The following is a 16385-nucleotide window of genomic DNA, read 5'->3' as shown; positions in this document are numbered from 1 at the left end:
AGGGTGCAGGTGGCAGAGGTCAGTCAGGAAATCGCCAGGGCGGAACTGGATTTTGGGGCGATCCAAAAAGTGCTGGTTGTCGATGACAGCCGTCTGCAACGGCGGATTCTGGTGGCATCGCTGAAGAAATGGGGTTTCCAGGTTCTTGAGGCCGACAGCGGTGATCTGGCGCTGGACCTCTGTGCAACCGATCCGCCGGATCTTGTACTCAGCGACTGGGTCATGCCGGGGATGAGCGGGCTGGAGTTTTGCCGCGCGTTCCGGGCGCTGGACAAGGACCAGTACAGCTATTTCATCCTGCTGACCTCAAAAAGCGAAAAGCAGGAGGTGGCGCGCGGTCTGGACGCGGGGGCCGATGATTTCCTGATCAAACCGCTTGAGGCGGACGAGCTGCGCGCGCGGATCTCGGCCGGTGCGCGCATTCTGGATATGCAGCGTGAATTGTCGGAAAAGAACCGGATGATCGAAACCGCGCTGGAGAAGCTGAAACTGGCCCATGACGCGATCGACAAGGATTTGATTCAGGCCCGCAAGATCCAGGAATCGCTGGTGCCCGAACTGACGCGGGATTTCGGCAAGTCCCGGGTCAGCATGCTGCTGAAACCCTGCGGTCATATCGGCGGCGATCTGGTGGGGATGTTTTCGCCCGGGGTCAACCGCGTCGGGTTCTACAGCATCGACGTGTCCGGGCATGGCATCACCTCGGCGATGATGACGGCGCGGCTGGGCGGGTATCTCTCCAGCAGCCATTTCGAGCAGAACGTGGCGATGGAAAAACGGTTCGACAAATTCTACGCCCTGCTGCCGCCTGAACAGGTGGCGGAACTGCTCAATTGCCGGCTGATGGCGGATGCGGGGGTCGAAGAGTATTTCACCATGGTCTACGCCATTATCGACCTGCGCAACGGTCACCTGAAGATGGTGCAGGCCGGGCATCCGCATCCGCTGCTGCTGCGCCGCGAGGGTGAGACCGAATTTCTGGGCGATGGCGGCCTGCCCATCGGGTTGCTGCCCGATGTCACGTTTCAGCAGACCGAAACCTATATGAAACCAGGCGACAAGCTGTTGCTCTATTCCGACGGATTCACCGAATGCAGCATTGCCGGCGGCGGCCTGCTTGAGGAGGAGGGTCTGCGCCGGATGGCGCAGGATTGCGTGTCAGGGCGCAGCGGTTCCGAGTTTCTGGATGACATGTTCTGGCGTCTGACTCAGGCCATGGCCCCGGGCAGCGGCATGGACGATGACGTGTCGGCCGTGTTCTTTGAATATAACGGGTCCTAGAGCCCCTGCAGGTGCAGGCCGGCGAAATGGCGGTCGCCGTCATTGCCCAACATCTGAACGGCATCCGCGGTGTCCAGCCACAGCGCCTCGTGAAAGGCTTCGGTCGGCGGGCTGATGCGGCGCACCGGTCGGGCGCGATAGATCAGGCAGATCTTTTCGGCCCACAGGTCGTATTCGGGCATATAGGTGAACCGCCGAAAGGCCCCGACGCGGCGCGGGGCGGCCACCAGCCAGCCGGTTTCCTCGAAGACTTCGCGGTGCAAGGCGGTGGTAGGCGATTCGCCCGGATCTATCCCACCGCCGGGCAGTTGCAGGTCGGGGCCGGGTTCGGTCTGGCAGGTCAGCAGCAGATGCCTGCCGCGGGGCAACAGGGCGTAAACACCGACCCGCCGCGTGTATTTCCGCCCCGCTTGTGGGGTTTCACCGAACCGTCTGATCATGTATGGCCCCTTACAACCCAAATTGTTCGACCTATATGCTGGCGGTATGCCAACCTGTGGCGTGTAAGGAAACCCCATGTCTCTTGGAACGAAAATCGCGTGGGACGATACCGTCCTGCCCTTTCAACTCGATGTATCGGATATGCGCGGCCGGGTGGCCCGGCTGGACGGCGTGCTGGACGGCATTCTGAAACAGCACGACTATCCGGAAAAGGTCGAGGCGCTGGTGGCCGAGATGGCCCTGCTGACCGCGCTGATCGGCCAGACCGTCGCTCTGCGCTGGAAACTGTCGCTGCAGGTGCAGTCCAAGGGCGCGGTGCGGATGATTGCGACCGATTACTATGCGCCGCGGCAAGAAGGCGAACCGGCGCGGATCCGTGCCTATGCCAGTTTCGACCGCGATCGTCTGACCGACAGTGCACCGTTCGATCAGGTGGGCGAAGGGTATTTCGCCATCATGATCGATCAGGGCGAGGGCACGCAGCCCTATCAGGGGATTACACCGCTGGCGGGTGGTTCGCTCAGCGCCTGCGCCGAGGCGTATTTCGCGCAATCCGAACAGCTGCCGACCCGGTTTTCGCTGAGCTTTGGCAAATCGACCGAGCCGGGCGTCGGGGAACACTGGCGCGCGGGCGGGATCATGTTGCAGCACATGCCCAAAGCCTCGCCCTTTCTCGCCACCGGCGACGGCGACGGTGAAATCCTGACCGCCGAAGACCTGGTCGACGGCGAAGAAGGTGAGAACTGGAGCCGCGTCAACATCCTGCTGGACACGGTCGAGGATCTGGAACTGATCGGTCCGTCCATCGCGCCGACCGACCTGCTGGTCCGGCTGTTTCACGAGGAACAGCCGCGGGTTTACGACGCCCAGTCGGTGCAGTTCGGCTGTACCTGTTCCGAAGACCGGGTTCGCCAGAGCCTGTCGATCTATTCGGCCCGGGACATCGAAAAGATGACCACGCCCGAAGGCGAGGTCACGGCGGATTGCCAGTTCTGCGGTGCCCATTACGTGCTGGACCCGGCAACGGTCGGCTTTGATGCGGATGGCGCATGATCCGACCGACAGCCTGCGGGCGGCCCTGCGCCGCCCCGGCCCGGGGTCAAGCGATTTCGACCTGAACCCCGAAACCGTTCTGCCCGAAGGGCGCAGGCTGCGCCCCGCCGGTGTGCTGGTGCCGATCTCGGTTGCGGATGGCGCGGCGCGCCTGATCCTGACGAAACGGTCCTCGGCCCTGAACCACCATCCCGGCCAGATCGCCTTTCCGGGCGGCAAGCAGGATGAGGGCGATGCCGATGTGTCGGAAACCGCGCTGCGCGAGGCGCGGGAAGAGATCGGCCTGCCCCCCAGCCTGCCCGAGATTTTGGGGCATTTGCCCACTCATGAAACGGTAACGTCCTTTTCGGTGACGCCGGTGGTGGCGATCCTGCGCACCGCGTTCCGGCCCGTGCCCGAACCCGGCGAAGTGGATGAGGTCTTCTCGGTTCCGCTTGCACATGTGCTCAACCCCGCGAATTATATCGTTGAATCGCGCCGGTGGCGCGGTCAGAAACGGAATTATTACACGGTGCCCTATGGCCCCTATTATATCTGGGGCGCGACGGCGCGGATGTTGCGGGGGCTGGCGGCACGGATGGGTGAATGACGCAAATCACGGAAGGCTGGGTTTCAGACCCGGCAACGCAAAAGGTCTGTGCCGCGCTGACCGATGCCGGGGCGCAGGCGCTGTTTGTCGGCGGCTGCGTGCGCAACGCGCTGCTGGGCGCGCCGGTATCAGATATCGACATTGCCACTGATGCGCGCCCGGAACGTGTGGTCGAACTGGCTCAGTCGGCGGGGCTCAAGGCCATTCCCACCGGGATCGAACATGGCACCATCACGGTTGTCAGCGGCGGCACCCCGCACGAAATCACCACCTTTCGCCGCGACGTGGAAACCGATGGCCGCCGGGCCGTGGTGGCGTTTTCCGACCGGGTCGAGGAAGACGCCGCCCGCCGCGATTTTACCATGAACGCCATATATGCGCGGCCCGATGGCACCGTCCTGGACCCGCTGAACGGTCTGCCTGACCTGCAGGCGCGCCGGGTGCGGTTTATCGGCACCGCCGAAAATCGCATTCGCGAGGATTACCTGCGCTCGCTGCGCTATTTCCGGTTCCATGCCTGGTATGGCGATGCCGAGGCCGGGTTCGACCCGGACGCTCTGGCAGCGATAGCCGCCACTCTGGACGGGCTGGCCGGTCTGTCGCGCGAACGGGTGGGGGCGGAGTTGCTAAAATTGCTGGGTGCGCCGGACCCGGCGCCATCCGTTGCCGCAATGCGTCAGGCGGGCGTACTGGCGCAGCTGCTGCCGGGGGCCGAGGACCGCGCGCTGGCCCCGCTGATCGAGTTGGAACGGCAGGCCGGGGCAGACCCCGAGCCGATCCGCAGGCTGGCCGCAATCGCAACACCCGAGATCGCCAAAACCCTGCGCCTCAGCAAAGCCCAGCTTCAGCGGCTGACCCGCATGCGGGATGAGGCATCCGGCACCGCCAGCGTCGCCGAGCTTGGGTTTCGCTATGGCGAAAAAGGCGGGCTGCATGAAACCCTGCTGCGTTGTGCGTTTCTGGAACAAACCTGGTCCGATGACCTGCACCAGGCGCTGCGCACCGGCGCCGCCGCTGAGTTCCCGGTCAGGGCCGCCGACCTGATCCCGTCCTTTACCGGGCCAGCGCTGGGCCGGAAACTGGCCGAGCTGGAAACCCGCTGGATCGCGTCGGGCTTTGCGCTATCACGTGGCGCGCTTCTGCGTGACGCGGGTGAAGTCTCAAAAGGGGATGACAATTAAATCAGTTTGTGTTTACGTGCGCCTGTTACCTGACCTGGAGGGAGGCATGCGAATGTATTACGGGATTTGGTTCGGCTAAAGCCGGAACGCTTTGACCCGTAAGGGTGGTGTTCCGGCGCCATCATTCTTCGCACGTCCTGATTTTCCTGCTCAACCGGAGCAACCTCCATGTTTCGCTATTTCGAAAACCTCGTAGACCCTTTTGTTGCCTATAAGGAATCCGACGTCCCGCCGACACGGTTGTGGCCGTTCATGCTGGAGTATTCCAAGCCGTTTTACCGCGTCTTCGTCTGGGCGGCGCTGATCTCGGTCGTCGTTGCGGCGGTCGAGGTGGGGCTGATCTATTACATGGGCCGGGTGGTGGATTTGCTGTCCGGCTCGCCGGCCGAAATGTGGCGGGCGCACGGGACCGAACTGATTCTGGTGGCGGTTTTTGTTCTGCTGTTGCGCCCGATGCTGCATGTGTTCGACGTGCTGCTGCTGAACAACACCATTCTGCCGAACTTTGGCACCCTGATCCGCTGGCGCGCGCATAAACACGTGCTGCGCCAGTCGGTGGGGTGGTTCGAGAACGACTTTGCCGGGCGCATCGCCAACCGGATCATGCAGACGCCGCCCGCCGCGGGCGAGGCAGTGTTTCAGGTGTTCGACGCAATTTCCTTCTCGCTGGCCTATCTGATCGGCGCGGCGGTGCTGCTGATGGCGGCCGATCCGCGGCTGTTGCTGCCGCTGCTGATCTGGTTCGCGCTCTATGCGCTGCTGGTGCGCTGGACGGTGCGGCGGGTGGGTCCGGCCTCGCAGGCGGCGTCCGATGCGCGCTCGGCGGTGACGGGCCGGGTGGTGGACAGCTATACCAATATCCATTCGGTCAAGATGTTCGCCCACGATGCGCAGGAGCTGGACTATGCCCGCGAAGCCATCGAGGAAACCCGCCGGACCTTCCAGATCGAGATGCGGATCTTCACCATCATGGATGCGGTTCTGGTCTCGCTGAACGGTCTGCTGATCGTTGGCGTCGTCGGCTGGGCCATTGCCTTGTGGATGCAGGGCAGCGCCTCGGTCGGCGTGGTCGCGGCCGCCACTGCGCTGACCCTTCGGCTGAACGCGATGACCGGCTGGATCATGTGGGCGCTGACCAGCTTTTTCCGCCAGCTGGGCGTTGTGGCCGAGGGGATGGAGACGATTGCCCAGCCCATCGATCTGCTGGACGTGTCCGATGCCAGACCGTTGCACCTGACCGATGGTCAGATCGAAATCCGCAACCTGTCGCACCATTACGGGCGCAGGACCGGCGGTCTGGATCATATCAACCTGACCATTCATCCCGGCGAAAAGATCGGGTTGATCGGGCGGTCCGGGGCGGGAAAATCGACCCTGGTCAAGCTTTTGTTGCGGTTCTACGACGTGGAACAGGGCGCCATCCTGATCGACGGCCAGAACATCGCCGATGTGACCCAGGACAGTTTGCGCAGCCATATCGGCATGGTGCAGCAGGACAGCGCGCTGCTGCACCGTTCGGTGCGCGACAACATCCTTTATGGCCGCCCCGATGCCACCGAGGCGCAGATGATCGCCGCCGCCAAACAGGCCGAGGCGCATGAGTTCATCCTTGACCTGCAGGATCCGCAAGGGCGCACCGGCTACGACGCCCATGTCGGTGAACGCGGTGTGAAGCTCAGCGGTGGACAGCGGCAGCGGGTGACGCTGGCGCGGGTGATCCTGAAGGACGCGCCGATCCTGCTGCTGGACGAGGCGACATCCGCGCTCGATTCCGAGGTCGAGGCGTCGATTCAGGAAACGCTTTACGGCATGATGCAGGGCAAGAGCGTGATCGCCATTGCGCACCGGCTCAGCACCATTGCGCAGATGGATCGTATTCTGGTGATGGATGGCGGCCGGATCGTCGAACAGGGCGCGCATTCCGAACTGCTGGCGCAGGGCGGGCTTTACGCCCAGTTCTGGGCGCGGCAATCTGGGGGCTTCCTGAACACGGAGGCCGCGGAATGAAGCTTGCCGACCTCATAGACCCGTTCAAGAGCACCGAAACGCCCCCGCCGCAACGGCTGGGGGCGTTCATTCGCTGGTGCCTGTCGGGTGCGTGGCCGATGATTTTCGTGGCCGCCACCTTTTCGGCCACCGCGGGCGCGATGGAGGCGGGCACCGCCTGGATGCTGGGGCTGGTGATCGACATTGCGACCGAAAGCGGGCCGCAGGGTTTTCTATCTGGCGATAATCTTTGGATGATCCTTGGCGTGGCGGCGTTCTTCATGCTGCTGCGCCCGGTGTTCTTCGGCCTGTCGGCGTTTTCGAACAACTACGTCGTCATGCCCAATATCCCGCCGCTGGTTCTGGCCAAACTCAACCGCTGGACGCTGGGCCAGTCGGTGACGTATTTCGACGATGATTTCGCCGGGCGGATTGCGCAGAAACAGATGCAGACCTCCAATGCGATGGCCTCGGTTGTATCGGAAACCATCAGCGCGATTGTCTTTGCGCTGGCGTCACTTGTGGGGTCTTTGCTTTTGTTAGGCTCGATACATCCGCTTGTGATGCTGCCCTTTGCCGGTTGGCTGGCGGTGTATTTCCTGCTGATCCGCTGGTACCTGCCGCGCATCCGGGTGCGCTCTGCCGCGCGCGCCGGGGCTCGGGCGATGGTGTCTGGGCAGGTGGTCGACACGATCACCAATATCAAAACCGTCAAGCTGTTCGCCCATTCCGAGTTCGAAGATCAGGCGGCCCGAAACTCGATGGTCGACCTGCGGGAAAAGATGCTGGCGTTTGGCAAGCTCTCGGCCAGTTTCCGATTCATTCTGATGGTGCTGGCCGGGATTCTGCCGGTTCTGCTGCTGGGCGCGACCTTGCTGCTGTGGCAAGCGGGCGCGGCAACGGCAGGCGACATCGTGGCGGCGGGCGCGATTTCGATCCGCATCGCGCAGATGACCGGCTGGGTCAGTTTCACGCTGATGGGTCTGTATGCCAATGTGGGTGAGATCGAGAACGGCATGAAGACGCTGGCCAAACGCGACCGGGTCGAAGACGCCGCCCGCGCGCGCGAGTTGACCGTGACCGAAGGACGGATTGACTTCGACCATGTCAGCTTTGCCTATGGCCGCGATGTCGGCGGTGTGTCCGACGTCAGCATGACAGTGCATCCCGGCGAAAAGCTGGGCATCGTCGGGGCTTCGGGTGCCGGAAAGTCGACCTTGGTGTCGCTGCTGCTCAGGCTCTATGACGGGGAAAACGGCGCCATTCGCATCGACGGGCAGGATGTGGCGCAGGTGACGCAAGACAGTCTGCGCCGCCAGATCGGCATGGTCACGCAGGAAACCGCGATGTTCAACCGCTCGGCGCGTGAAAACATCCTGTATGGCCGCCCCGACGCCTCTGAGGAGGACATGATCGCGGCGGCGCGTAAGGCCGAGGCGCATGAGTTTATCCTCAGCCTGCAGGACGCTCATGGCCGCAAAGGCTATGACGCGCACCTTGGCGAACGTGGCGTAAAGCTCAGCGGTGGGCAGCGGCAGCGGATCGCGTTGGCCCGTGCCATCCTCAAGGACGCGCCGGTTCTGGTGCTGGATGAGGCGACCTCGGCGCTGGATTCCGAGGTCGAAGCCTCGATCCAGGCCGCGCTGCATCGGGTGATGCAGGGCAAGACCGTGCTGGCGATCGCGCATCGCCTGTCCACGCTGAGCGAGATGGACAGGATCGTCGTGCTGGATCAGGGGAGCGTGGTTGAAACCGGCACCCATGACGCGCTGCTGGAACAGGGTGGGCTGTATGCCCGGTTCTGGCATCGCCAGTCCGGCGGCTTTATTCAGGCCGAAGCCGCCGAATAAAGATCAAAGCGCGCAAAAGGGTTTTGTTGCGCGCAAAGCCCCGGTATCAGGCCCCTCATGACGCAGCAGTTCACCATAACCCGCCTTGGCCATCAGGGCGATGGCATAGCCGACGGCCCGGTCTATGCGCCGCGCACCCTGCCGGGTGAAGTGGTTAGCGGCACGCTGGCGGGTCAGGTTCTGACCGATATCCGGGTCGAAACACCTTCGGAACACCGGGTCAAAGCACCGTGCCGCCATTACAAGGCGTGCGGCGGGTGCCAGTTGCAGCACGCTGCGGATGAGTTTGTCGCCGATTGGAAGGTGGATGTCGTGCGAACCGCGCTGGCCGCGCAGGGGCTGGCGGCGCCGATGCGGCCGATCCACACCTCGCACGAAAGATCCCGCCGCCGCGCCACGATCGCCGTGCGGCGAACGAAGAAAGGCACTTTGGCCGGGTTCCACGGCCGCGCCTCGGATACCATTTCCGAAATCCCCGATTGCCATCTGCTGGACCCGGCCCTGATCGCCGCCATTCCTGTGGCCGAAGCGCTGGCCGTACTGGGCGGCAGCCGCAAGGGTGTGCTGGCGGTGACCCTGACCCTGTCAGACGCGGGTCTGGACGTTGCGGTCACCGGTGGCAAGCCGTTGGACGGTCCGCTGGAACTGTCGCTGGCGCAGGCAACCGAAAAACACGGGCTGGCGCGGCTCAGTTGGGAGGGCGAGGTGATCGCCACGCGCCACCCCCCGGTTCAGCGATTTGGCACGGCCGCAGTCATCCCACCGCCCGGCGCGTTCCTGCAGGCAACGAAGGACGGAGAACAGGCTCTGTTACAGGCGGTTTTGCAGGCCACGCAGGGGGCGAAACGCATCGTTGACCTGTTTGCAGGCAGCGGCACATTCTCGCTGCCGCTGGCCCAGCTGACCGAGGTTCATGCGGTCGAAGGGGATGCGGCGATGACGGACGCGCTCGATCAGGGCTGGCGTCGGGCGCAGGGTCTCAAACGCGTCACGGCCGAAGCGCGCGATCTGTTCCGCCGACCGTTGATGCCCGATGAGTTGAAATCCTATGATGCGGTTGTCATCGACCCGCCCCGCGCCGGGGCCGAGGCGCAGGTGGCTGAGCTGGCACAGGCGGCGCGGCCCGTGGTCGCCTATGTGTCGTGCAACCCGGTCACCTTCGCGCGGGACGCAAAAACACTGGTTGATAGCGGATACACCCTTGAATGGGTTCAGGTGGTTGACCAGTTTCGATGGTCGTCACACACGGAACTTGCCGCGCGGTTCACCTGGAGCCCGGCATCATGAGCAGACAGGAGAGTTTCGCAATGGGGTTCAACCAGCGCCTGCTGAGCGTCATCGAAAGCCCGGCTTTTGGCCGGTTCATCACGGGCGTCATCATATTCAACGCGGTGCTGCTGGGGATGGAAACATCGCCCACCCTGATGGGGGCTGCCGGTCCGCTGATCGTGGCTCTGGATCGCATCTGTCTGGCGATTTTCGTGGCCGAGATTGCCATGAAGCTGCTGGCGACCGGGCGGCGGTTCTTTACCAGCGGCTGGAACGTGTTCGACTTTATCGTCGTCGGCATCGCCCTGGTTCCCAGCGCGGGCGGGCTGTCGGTGCTGCGGGCGCTGCGGATTTTGCGGGTGCTGCGTGTCATCTCGGTTGCGCCGCGTCTGCGGCGGGTGGTCGAGGGCTTCATCTCGGCCCTGCCGGGCATGGCCAGCGTGTTCCTGCTGATGGCGATCCTGTTCTACATCGGCGCGGTGATCTCGACCAAGCTGTTCTCGCAGTCTTTTCCCGGCTGGTTCGGCGATCTGGGCCTGTCGGCCTATACGCTGTTCCAGATCATGACGCTGGAAAGCTGGTCGATGGGCATCGTGCGCCCGGTGATGGAAATCTATCCCTACGCATGGCTGTTCTTCGTGCCCTTTATCATGGTCACCACCTTTGCGGTGGTGAACCTGCTGGTGGGTCTGATCGTGAACTCGATGCAGGATGCGCACCATGCCGAGGATGAGGTCAGGACGGACGCGTACCGGGACGAGGTGCTGGAACGGCTGGAAAGCATCGAACGCCGGCTGATGGATCAACAACACATCAAAAAGTGATTTCCGTTTTCTGGTTTTCTGGCATAATGCTCGAAAAAAAGCAGCAGGCAGTGAAATATGGATCGTCGAGCATTCGGATTGGGCGCTATGGCAACGCTGGGCCTTTCGGCCTGTGCTTCGGCCAGTCCCAGATTTCTGACTTATGATGGGCCTGAGGTGACCTCACTGGTCATCAACAAGGGCGCGCGCAAGCTTTATCTTTTGCACAACCAACACATCCTCAAGGAATACGAGGTCGATCTTGGATTCGCCCCGACGGGCACCAAGACCAAGCGCGGCGATGGCCGCACGCCCGAGGGCACTTATCTGATCGACCGCCGCAATCCCAACAGCCGCTATCACTTGTCGCTCGGGATCTCCTACCCGAACTCCAGCGATATCGCGCAGGCCAAGGCGGCCGGTGTGGACCCGGGGGGCGATATCTTCATCCACGGTCAGCCCAAGCGACGGTCCGAGCTGAAACGCGCCAAAAAGACACCGGACTGGACCGCAGGATGCATCGCCGTCAAGAATGAAGAGATCGAAGAGATCTATGCGATGGTGAACCGGGGCACGCTGATCACTCTGCGCCCCTAAGCGGTTTCCATTCCCCGAACCCGAACTGCATGTAGTCGCGCTGATAGGTGTTGACTGCCAGCGCCTCAAGCCTGTCGTCGTAAATGTCGCTCAGCGCAAATGGCGCGTCGGGTGCGCTGTGCCCGGGTGAAGGCGGGGCGTCGTGCCCCATCCGGCGCGCCAGATCGGGCAGTGCCGTCGCAATCTCGTCTTCGTGCAGGATCAGATCGGGCAGCGCGAAAGACGCCATCCCTTCAAGAACCTGCGACTGGCTGGCCCAAACCCCGTCGACGCGCACAGGGGTCTGTCCCGCCAGGTTCTGGCGCAAAAAGGACAAAAAGGCCGAAAACGCCTCATAATGCTGTTCCACAGGGTAGTTGTCCCTTCGCAACTGGCCGGGGATCGGCAGTTTGAACCGATTGCGCAGCATGTTGCGGATTTTCAGATAAGCGCCGGGCTCGGTGCTGAGGATATAGGTGCAGAAAGCCGAATGCGCGCGCGCCAGCGGGTTGCGCAGGACAGTGAATTTCCGGTGCCCGGGATGGGACTGCATCCACTGCCGCATGTGTTTCCGGTTCTGTCTGGTGATCAGCGCATCCGGGGGGACGGCATCAAGATCGGCCAGCCATTGTGTCACCGGGCCCTCGGCCCCGCCGCGTACGGGCAGGTATAACAGCGCCGTTTCCGCAGCGGTCACATAGCTGCCCACAGCCGGACCGCGCCGGGGTTCGAAATTCGGCGTGCGGTGCAGATTGAAACTGTCGATCCGGGCCAGACCCTGTTCCATTTCTGCCGGGTTTGTCACTTTGGACAGGGCAGGTTCGGGGTTCTGGGGTTTCAGCGTGACGTCGATTGCCGACAACCGCGCCGAAACACCCAGCCACGCGGCCAGACCGTTCAGCGTGTTCAGGCGGGTCAGGTCGTCATAGCCGACGAAAAAACCTGTCTGACCCGTGTCCTGAAGATGGTGCAGCAGCATCAGTTGAAACGCCTGTTGCTGATCCAGATATGATTCAAATTCCGGCGTGTCGAATTCGACCTGCGCGTCGCGGCGGCGCTTGATGTTCTTGAGCTGCCATTGCCTGGTCTCGCGCGCGATTTTCAGGGACAGGTAGCTGTCCAGCGGATTGCGGGTCAGGATGATCTTGGCGCAGCGCGGATCGCTGAGGGCGGGCTCTAACACGCGGGGATCGTGGCCCTGAAAAAAGCGAAACCCGTTGATCGCGCCCGGTGCGGACCGGATCGCCTGAACCAGCCGCATCGGATCGCTGTCGCGCATGTCCAGCGTGATGTTCAGCAGGCTGTCGGATTTGAGCCGGCCGATGAAATGCGGGTTGAACGCCTCGCCGTGGCAGGTCACCCCATCCAACGCGTTCAGATTGGCCTCAAGCAGGTTCGAGCCGGTCCGCATGGCCGCGAGGACGATGAAATAGTCGAACTTGGCTGTCATGACCGGCTATTGCACCAGATAGGGTTTTCTGAACGGCCGGACCTGCGCGCCGAACACGTCGTCGGCGGGAAAATCGCCCATCAGATAGGGGTGCATGCCCTGGTTCTTGAGGTTTTGCAGGAATTGTCCAAACCCCGACAGATCCACCATCTTCGGTGCTTCGATCAGATGGCTGGCCTGCGTTGTTCCGATCTCTTCGATCACGGTTTGCAGCGGCTCCATCGGCGATTCCACGAAATCTGCCAAAGTCCAGCTGCGCACCCGGGCCTTGGTCCAGACCGACCTCAGAACCTCAAGCTGTTTGGTTTCGATCTGCTGCAGGCAGGCGGCCTTGTTTCGGATATCGGCGAAATTCAGGTTCGACCGGAACAGCGGAATGGCCCAGGCCCCGGTGATGACCGAGATTTGCGCGTTGCGGTCGCGGGCCAGAAACCAGTTGATTTCCTGAGTGTCGCCGGGGCCGAACTGAAAACACTGCCGCTCGCCCCGGGTGTTCCAGATCAGGTTCGACACAAAGGCGGTGGGGTTGTAATCGCGCAGAACCGCGCAATCGCTGAGCGCGCCGTTGATGATCGTCTCACCGCCGGCAAAAGCGGCCCGGTCGGGGCCGAACAAATGCCCGTGAACCCGCGTGCCGGTGGTTTCGGCCAGCCAGGGCTCAAAATCCTCGAACAGTTCGGCAAAACCCTGAAACACCGAATAGGGAAAGGAGGTCAGGCCGTTTTCGCTGCCGTGGCGGGGAAAGCGGCTTTGCATATACAGCCCGTCGCGGCCCCTTGTGCGCCGTTCCACCGCCTTGGAAAACACCCGGTCGATCTTGCCGGGGTTGGGTTCGGCGGGCCGCATGGCGCTGTCCCGGTCGGTCAGAAAGGATTGATACAGCCGATCCGCCCGGGGCCAGATTTTCCGCGCCACGAAGCAATCGGACCGCCGCAACAGCTGCAAATGGTCGTCATAGAAGATGTGCGGGCGACCCTGATAATCGAATTTGGACAGGGTCAGGGACCGGCTTTCGATATGCGTGGAATAAAGCCGCGCCAATGTCTGGAAATAGCTTTCATCCGGAATCCAGACGCGCCGGAAATAGCGGTCATAGGCCCGGCGCCTTGGGTCCTGCAGGATCGCGGACAAGGTCTGGCGCGTCAGGCACCACCATTGGCTGCCCATATGCGGCACCAGCCCGTCGGGGATACGGCGGCGCAGCCCGGTCGCGCGCTGTAGCTTCACATAGGCATCAAACAGCTTGCGGTTCCTGCGCCAGGAAAACGGGAACCGCAGCGTGAAACGTTCCTGATCCAGCCCGCCAATGGTCCAGCTGACTTCGGCGGTGGTGGCGCTTTCGATGAAGTCGACGCGGGGCCGGTCGGCGAGGTAGTCGATCAGCTCGGCCACCGGCCGCAGCGGCAGGCACGCGCCTGAGGACAGATAGACGTGATGCACGTCGGGGAAGGCGTCCAGCATCAGTTCCGAGGCCGCCTGCGACGCCGCGACAATGCCCCAGCCGCCCCATTCGCACTGGTGCCGAGGTGAGAACCGGATCATCGGCTCGTCGGCACAGGCGGCAACGAAATGGTAATAGACGGGATCCGGCACTTTGCGATCCACATGGATCACCACGGAACAGCCCGCGGCGGTCCAGTGGCGCGCGACCTGCCCGGCCCGGTGCAGGGCAGTGTGAACCAGCATGACGATGCCCAGGCCGCTCATGCCCAGTTGCCTTTCGACATGAGGCCCAGAATCTCAAGCTGCCGCCAGTTGATGTATTTTTCCGACCGGTCGCACCAGAAAACCGGCTTGTCTTCCAGCTGTTCGGCATAGGCGCGGTATTCGCCGGATTTGCGGTAATGCTGGCCACGCCGCATCTCTTCCCGGGCCTTGTCGCCCAGCGTGTCGATCAGCTTGGCATGCAGCAACGCCCCGCTGGTTTTTTCGCCGCCCCATTCGTCATAAACCTGATTCAGCCCGCGCGGCAGCAGCGAATGGGTCGAGCTGACATAGACATAGCGCCGGTCCCATTTCACCAGCGGGATCTTGTTCAGCGCCGGGGCCTTGGCGGGGTTGTCCCGAAAGAACACCCGTGCCCGCGGCCCGCCCTGGATCCACAGGTTTCCGTAATCGGGGTTCCGGGTGATCATGTAATTCCCGGCATCGAACCAGCGGGCGATCTGAAACGGATCCTGCCCTTCGCGATAGGGGTCGGCATCCACCGCGCCCTGCGGGTACATGTCGATCAGCATGGTGCCAAAGCTGCGCACGGCGCACCCGTCCAGCCAGTCGGTCAGGGCGCTGATGGGCCGGGTGTCGCAGAAGGGGTAGATGAAAAACTCATCCGGATCGACGGTCAGAACCCAATGATCATGGGCGTATTTGCGCAGCAGGTAATTCGACCAGTCGATGCCGAAGGTGGCGCGCTTGTAACTGGCGCTGGCCCGCCAGACCGAAACGTCCGGCTGGCTGGCCAGAAATTCACGGGTGCCGTCATCGCTGTCATTATCGACGAACAGGAAATGGCCGATGCCCAGCCTGCGATAGTAGTCCAGAAACCAGGGCAGGCGGATCTTTTCGTTCCGAACGACGCTCATCAACAGCACATCGTCGCGCCGGATGTCGCCGGTGTTGTCGGCGACCGGCTGCAATTCCCGCCGTTTGCGCAGACAACGGATCAGACGGCGCTTGCGCCGCAACCTCATCCGGTATGAATCCAACAGGCTCACGTCTGCTCAACCTTTTCCGTTACGCGAGCATGCCCGGGGCTGAACAATCCAGAGTGGTGCCGGGCAATTGCCGTGTTATGCCATCATTACATCTTTCAAGGCAACGGATTTAAAATCCGTTAGCCCGTTCCGTTGCTTTCGCGCCAGTCCCAGGCAATGTCGCCCATAAACCCCAGTCGTTGCAGCTGCGCCCATCCGGTATACCGCACCGAGTCCGGCACCCACATGTCCGGGCCCCCGGCGATAGCATCATAGTATGTCGCAAATTCGTCGGGATCATGAAAATGCTGGCGGCGCTGTTTTTCAACGACGGATCTGTTCACCACATCCGGCAAGAACTTGGTGTGCAGCAACACACCGGATGGTGCGGTGTCGCCCGGACCGTCATAAGCTGCGTTCAGATGCCGGGGCAGGGCTGAGTGACAAGAATTCACAAAGGCATAGCGCCGGTCCCATTTCACCAGCGGGATCTTGTTCAGTGTCGGAGAGTGGCGCCGCCGGTCGGCAAAGAACATCCGCTCGCGCACACCGCCCTGAACCCACAGATTGCCCAGCGGCGACTGCCGCTGCGCCCGGTAGGGGCCTGCATCGAACCAGCCCAGAAATTGCGCCGGGTCGGTCTGCGGGTCGTAGGTCCGAGCACCCAGCGGACCCTTGGGGTACAGATCCAGCATCAGCGCGCCAAACGCCACCCGGCCCTGAAGGTCCAGCGCGGCCGTCAAATCATGCAGGGATTTGCTGTCATGGTCAGGGTAGATCAGCAACTCATCCGCATCCGCCATCAGGGTCCAGTGGCGGTGGCCATACCGCATCTGCAGCCAGGTCAGCCAGTCCAGCCCGTAGCGCGAGGCGCGGTAGCCGGCGCTGGTGCGCCACAGCGACACGTCGGGTTGATCCAGCAGATATGTGGCCGAGCCGTCTTCGCTGTCATTGTCGACGATCAGAAAGTGATCGACGCCCAGTTGGCGATAATGATGCAGGAACCAGGGCAGGCGGGTGATTTCGTTGCGCAGGGTGGTGAATGCCAGAATGTCGCCCGGCCTGATCCCGGCGGTCCGGTCCTTTTCGCAGGTTAACTGGTGACGGCTGCGAAAGGATCGCCACAGCAACCGCCGCCGTTTCAGGCGCAACCGGTACATTTGCACCCATCCGATGCGGGGCAGGGTATCGGTTGCTGTTCCCGTCATCCGTG

General features: G+C 62.5%; 14 protein-coding genes. 9 read left to right on the top strand and 5 right to left on the bottom strand.

The window, feature by feature from the left end; genetic code table 11:
- Positions 1–9 precede the first annotated feature (9 nt).
- Positions 10–1281 carry a PP2C family protein-serine/threonine phosphatase gene (locus ACR0D8_RS14665; protein WP_480647732.1) on the top strand — a complete coding sequence of 424 codons (1272 nt, stop codon included), beginning with the start codon at positions 10–12 and terminating at the stop codon, positions 1279–1281.
- Here the strand turns inward: ACR0D8_RS14665 and ACR0D8_RS14660 are convergent.
- Positions 1278–1721 (bottom strand): NUDIX hydrolase, encoded by a 444-nt coding sequence (locus tag ACR0D8_RS14660; RefSeq protein WP_475156173.1) that lies wholly within the window; start codon positions 1719–1721, stop codon positions 1278–1280. The two genes, ACR0D8_RS14665 and ACR0D8_RS14660, sit on opposite strands and share 4 nt — an antisense overlap.
- Before the next feature lie 76 nt (positions 1722–1797).
- Between ACR0D8_RS14660 and hslO the strand changes: the two genes are divergently transcribed.
- From hslO to ACR0D8_RS14620, 8 genes are all read left to right on the top strand, one after another.
- Positions 1798–2775 carry an Hsp33 family molecular chaperone HslO gene (hslO, locus tag ACR0D8_RS14655; protein ID WP_480647557.1) on the top strand — a complete coding sequence of 326 codons (978 nt, stop codon included), beginning with the start codon at positions 1798–1800 and terminating at the stop codon, positions 2773–2775.
- Positions 2765–3364, top strand: coding sequence for a CoA pyrophosphatase (locus tag ACR0D8_RS14650; RefSeq protein WP_480647730.1), 600 nt, complete (start codon positions 2765–2767; stop codon positions 3362–3364). The genes hslO and ACR0D8_RS14650 overlap by 11 nt, the downstream gene beginning before the upstream one ends.
- A complete protein-coding gene (locus tag ACR0D8_RS14645; protein WP_480647555.1) occupies positions 3361–4545 on the top strand; it encodes a CCA tRNA nucleotidyltransferase in 1185 nt (394 codons plus the stop codon). Before ACR0D8_RS14650 ends, ACR0D8_RS14645 begins: the two co-directional genes overlap by 4 nt.
- Before the next feature lie 168 nt (positions 4546–4713).
- A complete protein-coding gene (locus ACR0D8_RS14640; protein ID WP_480647553.1) occupies positions 4714–6552 on the top strand; it encodes an ABC transporter ATP-binding protein in 1839 nt (612 codons plus the stop codon).
- The gene (locus ACR0D8_RS14635; RefSeq protein WP_480647551.1) at positions 6549–8381 is read left to right on the top strand and encodes an ABC transporter ATP-binding protein; all 1833 of its coding nucleotides are present in this window, start codon (positions 6549–6551) and stop codon (positions 8379–8381) included. Before ACR0D8_RS14640 ends, ACR0D8_RS14635 begins: the two co-directional genes overlap by 4 nt.
- A 57-nt stretch (positions 8382–8438) precedes the next feature.
- Entirely contained in the window at positions 8439–9668 is a 1230-nt protein-coding gene (locus ACR0D8_RS14630) for a class I SAM-dependent RNA methyltransferase (protein ID WP_480647549.1), read from the top strand.
- 20 nt (positions 9669–9688) lie between these two features.
- Positions 9689–10474 (top strand): ion transporter, encoded by a 786-nt coding sequence (locus ACR0D8_RS14625; RefSeq protein ID WP_475163345.1) that lies wholly within the window; start codon positions 9689–9691, stop codon positions 10472–10474.
- 57 nt (positions 10475–10531) lie between these two features.
- The gene (locus ACR0D8_RS14620; RefSeq protein ID WP_475156151.1) at positions 10532–11050 is read left to right on the top strand and encodes a L,D-transpeptidase family protein; all 519 of its coding nucleotides are present in this window, start codon (positions 10532–10534) and stop codon (positions 11048–11050) included.
- Here ACR0D8_RS14620 and ACR0D8_RS14615 read toward each other — a convergent pair.
- From ACR0D8_RS14615 to ACR0D8_RS14600, 4 genes are all read right to left on the bottom strand, one after another.
- On the bottom strand, positions 11034–12479 hold the full coding sequence (locus tag ACR0D8_RS14615) for a nodulation protein NodH (protein WP_480647547.1): 1446 nt from the start codon (positions 12477–12479) through the stop codon (positions 11034–11036). The two genes, ACR0D8_RS14620 and ACR0D8_RS14615, sit on opposite strands and share 17 nt — an antisense overlap.
- Before the next feature lie 6 nt (positions 12480–12485).
- Positions 12486–14186 carry a DUF5927 domain-containing protein gene (locus ACR0D8_RS14610; protein WP_480647545.1) on the bottom strand — a complete coding sequence of 567 codons (1701 nt, stop codon included), beginning with the start codon at positions 14184–14186 and terminating at the stop codon, positions 12486–12488.
- A complete protein-coding gene (locus ACR0D8_RS14605; protein WP_475163344.1) occupies positions 14183–15169 on the bottom strand; it encodes a glycosyltransferase family 2 protein in 987 nt (328 codons plus the stop codon). The genes ACR0D8_RS14610 and ACR0D8_RS14605 overlap by 4 nt, the downstream gene beginning before the upstream one ends.
- 143 nt (positions 15170–15312) lie before the next feature.
- Complete coding sequence (locus ACR0D8_RS14600) at positions 15313–16380, bottom strand: glycosyltransferase family 2 protein (protein ID WP_480647543.1); 1068 nt, start codon at positions 16378–16380, stop codon at positions 15313–15315.
- Positions 16381–16385: the final 5 nt, after the last annotated feature.

It is taken from the genome of Ruegeria sp. BG10 (assembly GCF_056538575.1).
Note: the sequence above shows the minus strand (reverse complement) of the source record. Positions and strands in the feature narration are given on the sequence as shown.

What these genes read in the sequence shown, in the direction of transcription:
- ACR0D8_RS14615 (WP_480647547.1), bottom strand. Translation starts at nt 12,479, where the DNA reads ATGACAGCCAAGTTCGACTATTTCATCGTCCTCGCGGCCATGCGGACC.
- ACR0D8_RS14650 (WP_480647730.1), top strand. Translation starts at nt 2,765, where the DNA reads ATGGCGCATGATCCGACCGACAGCCTGCGGGCGGCCCTGCGCCGCCCC.
- ACR0D8_RS14610 (WP_480647545.1), bottom strand. Translation starts at nt 14,186, where the DNA reads ATGAGCGGCCTGGGCATCGTCATGCTGGTTCACACTGCCCTGCACCGG.
- ACR0D8_RS14660 (WP_475156173.1), bottom strand. Translation starts at nt 1,721, where the DNA reads ATGATCAGACGGTTCGGTGAAACCCCACAAGCGGGGCGGAAATACACG.
- hslO (WP_480647557.1), top strand. Translation starts at nt 1,798, where the DNA reads ATGTCTCTTGGAACGAAAATCGCGTGGGACGATACCGTCCTGCCCTTT.
- ACR0D8_RS14620 (WP_475156151.1), top strand. Translation starts at nt 10,532, where the DNA reads ATGGATCGTCGAGCATTCGGATTGGGCGCTATGGCAACGCTGGGCCTT.
- ACR0D8_RS14600 (WP_480647543.1), bottom strand. Translation starts at nt 16,380, where the DNA reads ATGACGGGAACAGCAACCGATACCCTGCCCCGCATCGGATGGGTGCAA.
- ACR0D8_RS14645 (WP_480647555.1), top strand. Translation starts at nt 3,361, where the DNA reads ATGACGCAAATCACGGAAGGCTGGGTTTCAGACCCGGCAACGCAAAAG.
- ACR0D8_RS14630 (WP_480647549.1), top strand. Translation starts at nt 8,439, where the DNA reads ATGACGCAGCAGTTCACCATAACCCGCCTTGGCCATCAGGGCGATGGC.
- ACR0D8_RS14640 (WP_480647553.1), top strand. Translation starts at nt 4,714, where the DNA reads ATGTTTCGCTATTTCGAAAACCTCGTAGACCCTTTTGTTGCCTATAAG.
- ACR0D8_RS14635 (WP_480647551.1), top strand. Translation starts at nt 6,549, where the DNA reads ATGAAGCTTGCCGACCTCATAGACCCGTTCAAGAGCACCGAAACGCCC.
- ACR0D8_RS14625 (WP_475163345.1), top strand. Translation starts at nt 9,689, where the DNA reads ATGGGGTTCAACCAGCGCCTGCTGAGCGTCATCGAAAGCCCGGCTTTT.
- ACR0D8_RS14605 (WP_475163344.1), bottom strand. Translation starts at nt 15,169, where the DNA reads ATGAGGTTGCGGCGCAAGCGCCGTCTGATCCGTTGTCTGCGCAAACGG.